Source organism: Mesorhizobium sp. M0292 (assembly GCF_040321695.1).
GTDB lineage: Bacteria > Pseudomonadota > Alphaproteobacteria > Rhizobiales > Rhizobiaceae > Mesorhizobium.
Window position 1 is genome coordinate 63944 of sequence record NZ_JAMYSB010000022.1, and the last position, 13102, is coordinate 77045.

At 63.9% G+C, this 13102-nt stretch carries 12 protein-coding genes; 5 read left to right on the top strand and 7 right to left on the bottom strand.

Going from position 1 to position 13102, the window contains the following annotated elements; all coding sequences use genetic code 11:
* Window positions 1-732, bottom strand: coding sequence for a DUF2270 domain-containing protein (locus NKI96_RS26000; RefSeq protein WP_023693804.1), 732 nt, complete (start codon window positions 730-732; stop codon window positions 1-3).
* A 238-nt stretch (window positions 733-970) separates the two neighbouring features.
* On the opposite strand from NKI96_RS26000, the gene NKI96_RS26005 reads away from it, so the two are divergent.
* Window positions 971-3265, top strand: a complete 2295-nt coding sequence (locus NKI96_RS26005) for a cation:proton antiporter domain-containing protein (protein ID WP_352806897.1) — start codon at window positions 971-973, stop codon at window positions 3263-3265.
* Between the two features lie 30 nt (window positions 3266-3295).
* Here NKI96_RS26005 and NKI96_RS26010 read toward each other — a convergent pair whose 3' ends face one another.
* Window positions 3296-4504, bottom strand: a complete 1209-nt coding sequence (locus tag NKI96_RS26010) for an MFS transporter (RefSeq protein ID WP_023693802.1) — start codon at window positions 4502-4504, stop codon at window positions 3296-3298.
* 247 nt (window positions 4505-4751) lie between these two features.
* On the opposite strand from NKI96_RS26010, the gene NKI96_RS26015 reads away from it, so the two are divergent.
* The gene (locus tag NKI96_RS26015; RefSeq protein ID WP_155927330.1) at window positions 4752-5180 is read left to right on the top strand and encodes a VOC family protein; all 429 of its coding nucleotides are present in this window, start codon (window positions 4752-4754) and stop codon (window positions 5178-5180) included.
* Window positions 5181-5275: 95 nt separating this feature from the next.
* Here NKI96_RS26015 and NKI96_RS26020 read toward each other — a convergent pair whose 3' ends face one another.
* The gene (locus NKI96_RS26020; RefSeq protein WP_023673464.1) at window positions 5276-5863 is read right to left on the bottom strand and encodes a dihydrofolate reductase family protein; all 588 of its coding nucleotides are present in this window, start codon (window positions 5861-5863) and stop codon (window positions 5276-5278) included.
* 137 nt (window positions 5864-6000) lie between these two features.
* On the opposite strand from NKI96_RS26020, the gene NKI96_RS26025 reads away from it, so the two are divergent.
* Together NKI96_RS26025 and NKI96_RS26030 are read left to right on the top strand one after the other, a co-directional pair.
* Entirely contained in the window at window positions 6001-6417 is a 417-nt protein-coding gene (locus NKI96_RS26025; RefSeq protein ID WP_023673465.1) for a winged helix-turn-helix transcriptional regulator, read from the top strand.
* A gap of 455 nt (window positions 6418-6872) precedes the next feature.
* Window positions 6873-7976 carry a flavin-containing monooxygenase gene (locus tag NKI96_RS26030; protein WP_023693799.1) on the top strand — a complete coding sequence of 368 codons (1104 nt, stop codon included), beginning with the start codon at window positions 6873-6875 and terminating at the stop codon, window positions 7974-7976.
* Window positions 7977-8034: 58 nt separating this feature from the next.
* Here the strand turns inward: NKI96_RS26030 and gcvA are convergent, their stop codons facing one another.
* The gene (gene gcvA / locus NKI96_RS26035; RefSeq protein WP_023693798.1) at window positions 8035-8934 is read right to left on the bottom strand and encodes a transcriptional regulator GcvA; all 900 of its coding nucleotides are present in this window, start codon (window positions 8932-8934) and stop codon (window positions 8035-8037) included.
* A 131-nt stretch (window positions 8935-9065) separates the two neighbouring features.
* Here gcvA and NKI96_RS26040 point away from each other — a divergent pair, with 131 nt between their 5' ends.
* Window positions 9066-9770 (top strand): SDR family oxidoreductase, encoded by a 705-nt coding sequence (locus NKI96_RS26040; RefSeq protein ID WP_023673468.1) that lies wholly within the window; start codon window positions 9066-9068, stop codon window positions 9768-9770.
* 31 nt (window positions 9771-9801) lie between these two features.
* Here NKI96_RS26040 and NKI96_RS26045 read toward each other — a convergent pair whose 3' ends face one another.
* From NKI96_RS26045 to NKI96_RS26055, 3 genes are all read right to left on the bottom strand, one after another.
* The gene (locus tag NKI96_RS26045; RefSeq protein ID WP_023821238.1) at window positions 9802-10704 is read right to left on the bottom strand and encodes a carbohydrate ABC transporter permease; all 903 of its coding nucleotides are present in this window, start codon (window positions 10702-10704) and stop codon (window positions 9802-9804) included.
* A gap of 1 nt (window position 10705) precedes the next feature.
* A complete protein-coding gene (locus NKI96_RS26050) occupies window positions 10706-11605 on the bottom strand; it encodes a carbohydrate ABC transporter permease (protein ID WP_444849008.1) in 900 nt (299 codons plus the stop codon).
* Window positions 11606-11746: 141 nt separating this feature from the next.
* Window positions 11747-13072, bottom strand: coding sequence for an ABC transporter substrate-binding protein (locus tag NKI96_RS26055; protein ID WP_023693796.1), 1326 nt, complete (start codon window positions 13070-13072; stop codon window positions 11747-11749).
* Window positions 13073-13102: the final 30 nt, after the last annotated feature.

Below are 13102 nucleotides of genomic sequence, written 5' to 3' on the forward strand. Positions count from 1 at the left end.
TCAGACATGCACGGTGCCATGCGAAAGCTCGCCCTCGTCGCTTGAGATGAGGAAAGCGGCTGCGAGTAGGCCGACATAGAACAGCCCGACCATGCACGCGACATAGATGCCTGGAACCGGGCCGAGCTGCGCCACGCGCGCGGCGTCGAGAAATGACGCGCCGAAGCCTATCGGCGACCCTTCGCGCTGCAGACTGGGCGTCGTGATCTTCAGCACCCACGCCAGCATCAGGATCGTGTACATGAAAATGTAGTTGCGGCGCAGCCGGCGCACCAACGCCGCGCGTTGCGAGATCAGGAAGCGCGGCGAACGCAGGCCTTCGCCGACGATGGCCAGCCAGTTGGAGGCGTAGTCGGGCTGCGGCGAGAAGATCTGCGCGAAATAATAGCGCTCGAACTGGCGCACCCTGGCCCGGTAGACGTCGAAGAAACGATAGCGCCGCGCCTCGATCCATAGCAGCAGCGTGGTCAGCAGCATGGCAAAGAGCAGCACCCCGTGATGGGCGCTGGGCGTCGACAGTGAGACTGAGAGCATGGCGGCGACGACAGTAATCGCCCAGTTGCTGGTACGGTCCAGCCGGTCGCGCCAGCCGGCCATGCGGGCGATTTCGGCGCGGTGGAAATGCGACATGGTGGCCACGAATTCCGATGAGGTGAGCTTCAGCGCGAACGCATCAGAGGCCCGCGGCGCTGCAGCCGCTTCGTCGGTTTTCACGGTCTTGACCTGGGACATCCCTTGCCACGCGCCTCCCAACGCCATGGCCGGCCGAAACGACGCCGGTCATCCCCATCTGCGCAACGCGCAATCGGTTGAAAATGTTCCGTCGCCGGCCCGGGTCTCGGCCGCTTATCCGCAGTCAGATAGGCCCGTTATGCGATTCAGGTAATGAGGAACCTGCGGCGCGCCATGGGAGCGTGGCGTGCAACTGATCTCGCCCGCAAACGTTATACCGGGCACAATGAGGGGGTGCATGTCTTTCGTGGTCAACCGGCGCCGGTCGGTCGCGCTTGCCGCGGCAGCTTTCGCATTCATGCCGGCCGCATCGTTGGCAGCCGAAAAGACCGGCATGTCCAGCGAGGGCATTTTCGTTCTCGAAATCCTCCTTCTGCTTCTCGTCGGCCGCGGCATCGGCGAGTTGCTGGAGCGTCTCGGCCAGCCGGCGGTGATGGGTCAGCTCATCGGCGGCATCCTGCTCGGGCCATCGCTGCTCGGCTGGCTATGGCCGGAAGCAGAACGCGTGATCTTTTCAAGCGACGCCACCCAAAAGAGCATGATCAGCGCCATCGCCCAGCTCGGCGTGTTGATGCTTCTGTTGCTCACCGGGATGGAGACGGATCTGCGGCTGGTGCGCAGGGTCGGCCGTGCGTGCTTTTCCATCTCCGCCGCGGGCGTCGCCGTGCCTTTCGCGCTCGGCTTCACCGCCGCGCAGTTCATGCCGGCCTCGCTGCTGGCCGACGGAACCGAGCGCATTGTCGCCGGTCTCTTCCTCGGCACGGCGCTGTCGATCTCCTCGGTCAAGATCGTCGCCATGGTGGTGCGCGAGATGAACTTCATGCGCCGCGATCTCGGTCAGACCATCGTCTCGTCGGCCATCATCGAGGACACGATCGGCTGGGTGATCATCGCCATCACCATCGGCATCGCCACCAAGGGGCGCATCGAGCTCGGCAGCCTTGCCTTCACCATTGTCGGCGTCGCCGCCTTCATGGGGTTTTCCTTCACGATTGGCCGCCGCATCGTCTTCGACGCCATCCGCTGGACCAACGATACGTTCCGCAGCGAATACGCCGTCGTCACCGTCATTCTCGCCATCATGGGCGCAATGGCGCTGATCACCGATCTGATCGGCGTCCACACCGTGCTCGGCGCCTTCGTCGCCGGCATACTGGTTGGGGAATCGCCGATCCTGTCGCGTCATATCGAAGGGCAATTGCGCGGCGTCATCATGGCGCTGTTCATGCCGGTTTTCTTCGGCGTCGCCGGCCTTTCGGCGGATCTCACCGTGCTTGTCGACCACGAGCTTGCGCTACTCACGGCCGCTTTGGTGCTGATCGCCAGCTTCGGCAAATTCGCCGGCGCCTTCATCGGCGCCGAGCTTGCCGGCATGAGCCGCAAGGAAGGCATCGCCGTCGGTTGCGGCATGAACGCGCGCGGCTCGACCGAAGTCATCGTCGCCTCTATTGGCCTGTCGATCGGCGTTCTGTCGCACAATCTTTTCACCATGATCGTGACCATGGCCGTCATCACCACGCTCGCCATGCCGCCGACCTTGCGTTGGGCACTCGGCCGCTTGCCGATGGGCGAGAACGAGAAGAAGCGTCTGGAGCGCGAGGAGATCGACCAACGCGGCTTCATCGCCAATCTGGAACGACTGCTGGTGGTGACCGATGAGGGCGTTGTCGGCCGCTTTGCCGCTTACCTCGCAGGAGTCGTGGGCGCCGGCAGGCCGACGACGGTGCTGCATGCCCGAGGCGAGGGGGAGGAGGCCGAGCCCGGCACGGATGCGAAGCTCGAGCCGATCGAAAAGGGTGCCGAGGACAGCCGCGAGGCCGCCAGGAGTTCGGACGAGGAGCTGACCCGCGCGGCGCCTGTCACGCGGCGCCACGAGGCCGAGCTTTCGGCCGAAACGGTTGCCAAGGAGGCGCGCAAAGGCTATGGGCTGCTGCTGATCGGGCTCGGCCGCGCGGTCACGTCGAAAGGTGGGTTTGCCCGCCGCATCAACGAGATCGCCGGCGCCTTCGAGGGCCCGCTATGCCTGGTGCTGAAGGCGCCCGGCGCCGGCCGCCAGATGCCAAGGCTAGGACCTGAAGGCGGGAAGATTCTGGTTCCGGTCAACGGCACCGCGATCGCCCGCCGGGGTGCCGAAATGGCGCTGGCGATTGCAGCGGTCACGGGTGCGCGGGTCAAGATACTTTATGTCGCGCGCGTCGGCCGCGACGAACCGCGCGACACTGTCTCGCATCGCCGCAGGGAGGCGGTGCTGAAGGATACCGTCGCACTAGCCGACCGCTATGGCGTCGAGATCGAGACTGCCATCCGCAGCCGGGCCGCCGCCGCCGATGCCATTGCCCGCCAGGCCGGCAGGGGGGCGGCGCTGATCGTCATGGGCGTGGCGCGGCGCCCTGGCGAGGAACTCTTCTTCGGCGAGACGACCACCGGCGTGCTGCAGCGCTGCCAATGCCCGGTGGTGCTGATCTCGGACGCCAGGCTCAGCCGCGACGACGAGGGCAGAGAAGAGCTGCGCTCAGGAACGGGGACAGGGTGATGAGTATTTCCCCTCGAGGGGAAATTTCGCTCATGCCGCCTGCAGCCTCTCTCGGCCGGGCTGCGGCGGGAAGGCGATGGCGATGCCGGCAGCACCGAGGCCGATCAGCGCCGAGCCGATGAACAGCCAGGAATAGCTGGCATAGGCGTCGAAGATCATGCCGCCGGCGAGCGGGCCGAACGACATGCCGAGGCTGGACAACAGGGTCGCGGCGCCAAGTATCGTGCCGATGATGCGTGGCCCAAAATAGTCGCGCGCCAGAACCGCATAGAGCGGCATGACGCCGCCATATGTGGCGCCGAAGATGATCGCCAGGAGATAGAACTGCTCGAGATTGCCGACGGCGAGATAGGCGGCGATCACCACCGCCTGGATGGCGAGGCCCACGATCAGCACCGGCTTGGCGCCCAACCTGTCGCCGAGCACGCCGTAGAGCACGCGCCCGCCAAGGCCGGCAAGGCCCTCGACGCTGTAGATCGACACGGCTGCCATCGGCGCCACGCCGCACGACATGGCATAGCTCACCATGTGGAAGATCGGCCCCGAATGCGCCGCGCAACAGGCGAAGAAGGTCATGCCCAGCACCAGGAATTGCGGCGAGCGCAGCGCCTGGCCGACTGACATGCCGGGGGCCGCGGCAGGCGCGGGCGCGCTGCCATCCGCTGCCGCGACCGCCGCCGACGGCTGGCGCACCAGGAAGACGGCCGGCAGCAACAGCACCCAGGCCATGATCCCGATGTCGAACATGGCGGTACGCCAGTCATAGGCCGTGATCAGCCAGCGCGCGAAGGGCGAAATGGTCATCGGCGCCACGCCCATGCCGGCCGAGACCAGCGACACGGCCAGGCTGCGATGGGTCTCGAACCAGGCGGTGGTCAGCGCGATCATCGGCGCGAAGAAGGCGCTGGCCGCCAGCCCGACGATGACGCCATAGCTCAGCTGGAAGACCAGCAGCGATTGGGCTCGGCTCGCCACCACCAGCGACAGGCCGAGCAGCACCGCGCCGGCAAAAACCACCGGGCGGGCGCCGACACGGTCATAGATGGCGCCCCAGGCGAAACCGCCTGCACCCATCACTAAGAAATTCAGCGTCATGGCGCTTGAAATGCCGGTTCGCGACCAGTTGGTGTCGAGCGCCATCGGCTCGAGAAAGATCGCCAGCGAAAACATCGCGCCGAGCGCCACACAGGTCATCAGCGCGCCGCACGCGACGATCACCCAACGGTAGGAATTGTTCATGCTCTTCTCCCGAGATCGGTTTCGATGCGGCGCCACTCGCTCCAGCTCCGTTGCGCCGCTTGCGTCCGAAGGACGTTGGCGGGATTTCGAATCCGACAATCCGGTTGCATTTTTTATCCGGTCTGCGTGGAAGTCCATCCGGATATGACAAAAGCAGGGGTGTAAGGCTGCCAAGCGCGCCGACAAGATAGACTGCCGAATTGACGAGCCGCTCCGCGGCACTAGCTTTGTGGTCTCGCGACGGGAGATATCGCTCATGGAACTGCATCGCGGCCGCCTCATCGACCACGTCCAGCTGGTGGTCAGGGACCTCAAGGCGAGCCGGCGCTTCTATGAAGCCGTCTTCAAGGTGCTCGGCATTCCGATCGGCGGCGAGGCCGAGGACTATTTCTGGGCCGACGAGCTGTTCATCTCAAGCCTCGACAGCCGGGCGGCGAGGGGACAGCTGACCGGGCGCCATCATCTGGCCCTCCAGGCCAGGGACAAGGCCATGGTCGATGCGTTCTACAAGGCCGGCCTCGATGCCGGCGGCGCCGACAATGGCGCGCCGGGTGAGCGGCCCTACCACCCCGGCTACTACGCCGCCTTCCTGCTCGACCCCGACGGCAACAACATCGAGGCGGTGTTTCACGGGCCGGCAAAGCGAAGTGCCGCTTCGGTCGAGATCAATTTCTAGCGCAGGTTCACGAGGAGCGGGTTGCGGTGATCCGTCCGGAGTTCTCGTAAAAACAAAGAGTTGAAGCGGTCCACGGATTCAATCGCTGAACTACTTCACATTGCCGGCGCGTAGCGGTTCACCACCATTCCGCAGGCATAGGCTTTAGAGCCGAGCAGGCGCAATTTCAGGAAGCCGCCACAGTCGAAAATCCGCTCGCCGTCGCCCAGCGCGGCCGGATTGATGAACAGCTGGAACTCATCGACCAGTCCCGCTGCAATCAGCGCCGAGGCAAAGCCGGCGCCGCCGAATACCGCCATGTCGCCTTCACCTTCAGCTTTCAGCGCCTTGACCTCGCGCGGCAGGTCGCCGCTGGCAAGCGTCGTGCGCTCCCACCGCGATGCCGCGAGCTTGTCGCTCAGCACCACCTTGCGCGCCTCGACGATGCGCTGCGCAAAGGCGTAGAAGGGATCGCGCGGATAGTTTTTTGCCGCATTGCCCCAATGGGTTAGATAGCCTTCTTCGGCCATCTTGCGGCTGAGCAGAATGGTATCGATGCCGGCGAACACCGCGTTGAAATCCTGCTTCAAGTCGTCGTCCCACGGGCAGTTGGCGCCCCATTCCCAGAGCTGCCAGTGCTCATCGCCGGCCGCGCCGACAAAACCGTCGACCGACATCTGCATCTGCAGGATCAGTTTTCTCATCGTCGTTCTCCTGATTGAGCTCTGGTGTCACCAGCGCCAGGTCAGGCGGCGTTGGTGATTGCTTTACTTTCGGAACCATTGACACGAGAGAAAAATGATGTCAATAGTAAAGTGATTTAGAAATGGAAGCATTGAGAATGTCGACCAGGGAAAGATCCGGCTGCCCCATCAGCCTGTCGCTCGAATTGCTCGGTGACCGCTGGACGCTGCTGATCATCCGCGACATGATTTTCGCGGGAAAAAGGCACTTCCGGGAGTTTCTGCTATCAGGCGAAGGCATCTCGTCGCGCACGCTGGCCGAGCGGCTGCAGACCTTGCAGGATGAGGGCATTGTCACCAGAAGCGACGACCCCACGCACAAGCTCAAGGCGATCTATAAGCTGACCGAGGCGGGCATCGACCTGTTGCCGGTGCTGGCGACGCTCGGCGCCTGGGGGAGCAAATACCGCAACGCCGATGACAAGCTGGCAAGGATCGCCGATGAACTGGCGACGGGCGGCGAGGCAGGCCTGGAGCAGATAAAGAAGAAGCTGCGCGCCGAGCATATCGGCTAGGGAGCAACGCCAGCCCTCCCTTCGGGCCGATGGCGGGCTACATCGACACGACGTCGCGCAGCCTCACCCTTCCCATCCCGCAAATCGCTGTGGCCGGAGCCATGTCTGCTTCGGATTGCCATCGCCCGAACCACGGCCTCTTCCAGCCAGCGCGCGATGGCGGGGGCGGCATGCATGCCGATTGGCCCATGCCGCCATGCACGTAGAGCTCTTCGACCGCGGTGCGGCCGGCGACAGGCAGCCCGTCCGACAGCATGGGCGATTGCCGGGATAGACATTCGTCACCCTGGGTGAGCCGAGACCGGACAGGATGCGTAGCGTGCGCGCCGCGATGCGAAGGCGTCTCGGCGCTAGCGCGCCGATCCACCTTCTCCAACAAGGGGAGAAGGTGAGGCGCGCCTTGTCCCGCCTGCGCTTCTACGCGTAGCCTAAGGAGCTAGCGGGAGGAGAATCGCTTGGACACCACTGTCGTTATTGTCGGCGCCGGGCCTGCCGGCCTTGCGGTCGGTGCCTGCCTGAAGCGGGCAGGAGTGGATTTCATCCTGCTCGAAAAATCGCAGGAGATCGCGCCCGCCTGGCGGCGGCACTATCGGCGGCTGCATCTGCATACGGTGAAGTCGTTCTCGTCGCTGCCGTTCCTGCCATTTCCCAGGGACTATCCGCGCTACGTGCCGCGCGAACTGGTGGTCCGTTACCTCGACGACTATGCGGAAAAATTCGACCTGCGCCCGCGCTTCGGCGTGACGGTGAAAGCCATTCGCCTCGGGGACGGCGGTTTTCTGGTCGAGACAGGATCGGACAACCTCAAGGCGCGCCATGTCGTCATCGCCAGCGGTAACAATGCCGAGCCGATCATCCCCCGGCTCCCTGCTATCGAGGCTTTCAAGGGCGAGGTGCTGCACAGCGCCGACTATACGCAAGCGGCGCCCTTTGCCGGCCGCTCGGTGCTGATCGTCGGCATGGGCAACACCGGCGCCGAGATCGCGCTCGACTTGGCGGAAAGTGGCGCGCGTCCGACCATTTCGGTGCGCAAGGGCGTCCACATCGTGCCGCGCCAGCTGTTCGGCGTGCCGATCCAGATGGTCGGCATCGCCAGCCGGCCAATGCCGCAGGCGCTGAACGACTGGATGTTTCCGATCATCCTCGATTTCGCGATGGGCAAGCTCGAGAAATACGGCATCGTCAGGCCGAAGCAGGGCATCCTGCAACAGATCGACGAAGTCGGCCGCATCCCCGTCATCGACGTCGGCACGGTCGACGCCATCACCAAAGGCGCCATCAAGATCGCGCCCGACATAGCGGGCTTCACCGAGCGCGGCGCTGCGTTCACCGACGGCAGTCAGGAAAATTTCGACGCCGTCATCCTCGCCACCGGCTATCGCCCGGGCTACGAAAAGTTTCTGCCCGTGGAATTGCAGCCGGAGCGCAGTGGTGTCAACGCCCGCGCCTCGCAACTCGGCCTCTACCTCGTCGGCTTCTACAATCCGGTCACCGGTCTGCTCAGGGAAATTGGACGCGAGGCGAAGGCAGTGGCGGCCGACATTGCTCGGCGAGGCTGAAAGGGGCGGCGTCGGCCAAGCTGCGGATCTCCCGCCTTGCGGGGAGATCGGCTATCCATCACAGCCGCGCCGCATCGCCCTCATCCAGCAGCCATTGCCGCACGGCTTGCGTCGGTTCTGGGTGCCGTTGCTTGCGCGGCATCACGACATAGAAATCGTGCGTCCCCCGCATCTCCGCGTTGATCGGCTGCACCAGCCGGCCGGCGGCAATGTCGGCGGATACGAGAAACCGGCTGGCCAGCGCGATGCCCTGGCCGGCAATGGCGGCGTCGATCGCGAGGCCTGTCTGGTTGAAGCGCATGCGTTTGGCCTCGGTGGCCATCCTCAGGCCGAGTACTCTCTCCATGAATTCCGGCCACAGATTGTGCGCGTCGTGCAGCAGGACGTGATGCTGGATATCGGCCGCCGCGATCTCGTTCGCGCCGGTCGGCAGCAGGGCAGGGCTGCAGATGGCGATGATCTGCTGTGGAAACAAAAGATCCACCATCAGGCCGGCGCCGGAGGGCAGGCGGCCTTGCCTGACCGCAATGTCGACGCCATCGGCCTGAAAACTCGACAGGCTTTCGCTGGCCAGGATTCGCAAATCGACCAGCGGGTTGTGCGCGACGAACTCCGGCAGTTTGGGGATCAGCCATTTGGTGGCAAAGCTCGGCGTGACGCTGATCGTCAGCCGCGCCGGTTCGGGCCGCAGCAGCAAGGTGGCCTCCGAGATCAGCTCGAAGGCGCGGCGGATGTTGGGCATATAGGCGCGGCCCTCATCGGTCAGCGCCAGGCCGCGCGGCAGCCGGTCGAAGAGTTTTGTGCCGAGATCGGCCTCCAGCCCGCGTATATGCTGCGCCACCGCCCCTTGCGTCACGTTCAGCTCTTCGGCGGCGATGCGGAAGTTGAGATGACGCGCGGCGGCTTCGAAGGCACGCAGCGCATTCAATGGTGGCAGGCTCAGGAAGGCTTCAGGCATGCAGGAGTTTTTCTACAGCTTGATTTCAGGCTTTCTGGTTCGAACCAGATGGCAACACCGTTTATAGCATTGCTCGAAGGTCGGAAACATGGGCTTCAGAGTCCCGCCAACCCGTGCGAAGGAAAATCGAGATGAGTGTAGAAAAAGTAGCAGTCGTCGTCGCCGGTGGCAGCGGTATGGGCGCGGCGGCGGCCAAGCGGCTGGCAGCGGACGGGTTCAAGGTCGCGATCCTGTCGTCCTCCGGTAAGGGCGAGGCTCTGGCCAAGGAGCTTGGCGGCCTCGGCGTCACCGGCTCCAACCAGTCGAATGACGATCTGCAGCGGCTCGCCGATCTGACGCTCGAGCGCTTCGGCCGCATCGACGTGCTGGTCAACAGCGGCGGCCACGGGCCACGCGCGCCGATCCTCGAAATCACCGACGAGCAGTGGCACACCGGTCTCGACGTCTATCTGATGAACGTCATCCGGCCGGTGCGCATCGTGGCGCCGCAGATGGTCAAGCAGAGGGCTGGCGCCATCATCAACATCTCGACCGCCTGGGTGGTCGAGCCGAGCCCGATGTTCCCGACATCCGCCGTGTTCCGCGCCGGGCTTGCCGCCTACACCAAGATCTTCGCCAACACCTACGCCGCCGACAATGTGCGCATGAACAATGTGCTTCCCGGCTGGATCGACAGCCTGCCGGCCACCGAGGAGCGCCGCGACAGCGTGCCGATGCAGCGCTACGGCACGTCGGAGGAGATCGCCGCGACCATCGCCTTCCTCGCTTCCGAAGGTGCGGGCTACATCACCGGCCAGAACATCCGCGTCGACGGCGGCATCATCGGCGCGATCTGACCGCGCCGGTCGCCTTGCGTGAGCCGGCGCGTCACTCCTTCACCGCGCCGGTCATCGACGAGACATAGTGCTCGACGAAGAACGAATAGAGCACCACCACCGGCAGCGAGCCGATCAGCGCTCCCGCCATCAGCGCCCCCCATTCGTAGACGTCGGAGCGCACCAACTCGGTCAGCACACCCACCGGCACGGTCTTGTTTTCCGAGGACTGGATGAATGTCAGCGCGTAGATGAACTCGTTCCATGACAGGGTGAAGGCGAATATGCCGGCGGAGATCAGGCCCGGCACCGAGAGCGGCAGCACGATTTTGGTGAGGATCTGCCACCGGCTCGCTCCGTCTATCAGCGCGCATTCTTCCAGTTCGAACGGGATGGAGCGGAAGTAACCCATCAACAGCCACGTGCAGAACGGCACCAGGAAGGTTGGATAGGTAAGGATGAGCGCGAAGGGCGTGTCGTAGAGCCCGAGGTTGAACACCATTACCGACAGCGGAATGAACAGGATCGAGGGCGGCACCAGATAGGCGAGGAAGATGCCGAGGCCGACCTGCCGCGCCCCGGAAAACCGCAGCCGCTCGATCGCATAGGCGGCGAACACCGACGCCAGCAGCGACAGGAAAGTAGCGGCGGTCGAGATGATGATCGTGTTGAGCAGCCAGCCCGGATAGGAGGTCTCGAACAGGAGATAGCGGATGTGCTCCAATGTCGGATGCACCACCCAGAACGGATTGAACTGCGCATAGTCGGTCATCTCGAGATTGGGCTTAACCGCCGTGATCGTCATCCAGTAAAACGGAAACAACAGCACGAAGACGAACACCAGCAGCGGCAGATAGACCGTCACCACGCGGTGCGGCAGGCTCTGCAGGTAGCCCATGCCGCCTTCGTCGATATCCCCACGTTTCGCCTTCCTTGTCGCGGCCGTCTTGACCATGTCAGTCTCCGCCGCCTTGTTGCCATTTGCGGCGTTGCAGGCCGAAATAGCTGAACAGGATCGCCGCCAGCAGGAACGGGATCATGGCCACCGCGATGGCCGCGCCCTCGCCAAGCTGGCCGCCGGAAATGCCGCGCTGGAAAGACAATGTCGCCATCAGATGCGTGGCATTCACCGGTCCGCCCCGGGTCAGCACGTAGATCAGCTGGAAATCGGTGAAAGTGAACAGCACCGAGAAGGTCATGGTGATGGCGATGATCGGCGTCAGCAGCGGCAGAGTCACATAACGAAACAACTGCCAGCGACTGGCGCCGTCGAGCGTGGCCGCCTCGTAGAGCGACTGCGGAATGGTCTGCAGGCCGGCGAGCAGCGTGATGGCGACGAAAGGAATGCCGCGCCAGACGTTGGCGGCGATAACCGAAGCGCGCGCATTCTCCGGATCGCCGAGGAAATTGATGCGGTGGTCGATCAGGCCCATTTGCTGCAGCGCCCAGGACAGGATGGAGAACTGCGAATCGTAGATCCACCAGAAGGCGATGGCTGACAGTACAGTGGGCACCACCCAAGGCAGCAGGACTATCGCGCGGAAGAACGATTTGAACGGCAGGTTTTCATTGAGAATGAGCGCCAGCCACAGGCCGAGCACGAACTTCAGGATCGAGGCGCTGACCGTGTAGAGCAAGGTGTTGAAGACGGACAGCCAGAAGACGGCGTCACTCCACAGATACTGATAGTTCTCGGTGCCAATGAAGATGCCGGGGCGGCCGATACGGGCATCGGTGAAGCCGAGCCAGACGCCCAGCCCGAGCGGATAGGTCAGGAAGACCAGCAGCAGCGCCGCCGCCGGCAGCATGAAGCCGAAGCCCAGCGCGTTGCGGCTTTCGGAGATCCGCGAAAGCATCGACGGACGCGGCTGGGCGGCAACGGACGGCACGGCCATGAAGGGCTCCTCATCGGGGAATCAGGTCACGGCGTCAACGGCCGCCATGGGATTGTGCGACGGGCCGGGCAGCGCACTAGACGCTGCCCGGCGGTGCCGTGATCAAACGCGGTAGTAGCGGTTGGCGCGCTTCTCCGCCTCCTCCATCGCCTCCTGCGGCGTCGCCTGGCCGGTCACCGCCTTGGCGAACATGTCGACCAGGACATAGTCGGCCATGGTCGCCGCCGAGGCATAGCCGAGCGGCCCGGCATAGCCGTTGGGGCGCAGCGTCGCCGAGGCCTTGGCATAGGCGGCATTGTTCGGGTCGGCCGTCCACACTGGATTGTTGTCGAAGGCCTTCAGCGTCTGGCAGCAATAGCCCGCCGAGGAGGTGATCCAGTCGGTCATCTGCGGATCCTCGAACATGAACTGCAGATAGGCCTTGGCCGCATTGGGGTAGGGCGTGTAGTTGAAGATGACGGCGGTGGTCACCTGGAACAGTTCGACCGATTTCCCGACGGGACCGATCGGCAGGTTGGTGGTGCGGATGTCCTTGGCGATCTCAGCCAGCTTCGGATCGTTGTCCTTGTTGATCTTGGCCGTATTGTAGGCGGAAATGCCGTTGGCGATGACGCCGAGTTCGCCGGCCAGGAAGGCGCGGTTGTTATTGACGTCGAGCCAGCTTTCGGTCCCGGGAATGAAGGTCTTGTAGAGTTCCTGCGCGTATCCGATCGCCTTTAGCGTCTCGGGGCTGTTGATCGCCACCTTGCCGCTCTCGTCGACCATCTGGCCGCCATGGCTCCACAGCAGCCAGTGCGCGTAATTGTTGCCGTCGCCGACGCCGTGGCCGTGCGTGAAGCCGGCCGGATGTCCCTTCGCCTGCAACGCCTTGCAAAGCTCGAGGAAGCCTGCCGTGTCCTTCGGAAATTCGGAGAAGCCGGCCTCCTTCACCCAGCTTTCGCGATAGACGATGGCATTGCCGATCGTGGCCAGCGGCAGGCCGACGAACTTGCCGTCCCGCGTCGCATATTGCTTTGGTCCGTCGTGCCAGCCGCCATATTTCGAGCCCAGATACTCGCCGAGCTCGGTCACGTCGTGCAGCTTGTCGGGATATTGATGCGGGTCGTCGAACCAGACGAACATGAGGTCCGGGCCGGAACCGACATTGGCCGCGACCGCTGCCTTGGGGCGAATGTCCTCCCAGCTTTCCTTGTCGACACGAACCTCGACACCTGTCGCCTCGGTGAAGCGCTTGGTGTTGGCCAGCCATTGATCCTCATCGCCCTTGACGAAGGGCGACCAGCGCAGCAGCCGCAGCTTTGCGCCTTCCTCGGGCTTGTATTTCAAGCCCTCCTGGGCAAAAGCCGGCGAGCCGACGAACCGGCTTCCCAGAGCTCCCGCCGCGGCACCTGCGGTCGTGCGGATTACATCGCGTCTCGTGAATTTCATGGTCGTCTCCTCCGGTTTATCTTCCTTGCT

Bases quoted from the DNA above. Each gene is read 5' to 3' on its own strand.
- NKI96_RS26000 (WP_023693804.1), bottom strand. From the start codon at position 732: ATGTCCCAGGTCAAGACCGTGAAAACCGACGAAGCGGCTGCAGCGCCG.
- NKI96_RS26005 (WP_352806897.1), top strand. From the start codon at position 971: ATGTCTTTCGTGGTCAACCGGCGCCGGTCGGTCGCGCTTGCCGCGGCA.
- NKI96_RS26010 (WP_023693802.1), bottom strand. From the start codon at position 4,504: ATGAACAATTCCTACCGTTGGGTGATCGTCGCGTGCGGCGCGCTGATG.
- NKI96_RS26020 (WP_023673464.1), bottom strand. From the start codon at position 5,863: ATGAGAAAACTGATCCTGCAGATGCAGATGTCGGTCGACGGTTTTGTC.
- NKI96_RS26025 (WP_023673465.1), top strand. From the start codon at position 6,001: ATGTCGACCAGGGAAAGATCCGGCTGCCCCATCAGCCTGTCGCTCGAA.
- gcvA (WP_023693798.1), bottom strand. From the start codon at position 8,934: ATGCCTGAAGCCTTCCTGAGCCTGCCACCATTGAATGCGCTGCGTGCC.
- NKI96_RS26040 (WP_023673468.1), top strand. From the start codon at position 9,066: ATGAGTGTAGAAAAAGTAGCAGTCGTCGTCGCCGGTGGCAGCGGTATG.
- NKI96_RS26045 (WP_023821238.1), bottom strand. From the start codon at position 10,704: ATGGTCAAGACGGCCGCGACAAGGAAGGCGAAACGTGGGGATATCGAC.
- NKI96_RS26050 (WP_444849008.1), bottom strand. From the start codon at position 11,605: ATGCTTTCGCGGATCTCCGAAAGCCGCAACGCGCTGGGCTTCGGCTTC.
- NKI96_RS26055 (WP_023693796.1), bottom strand. From the start codon at position 13,072: ATGAAATTCACGAGACGCGATGTAATCCGCACGACCGCAGGTGCCGCG.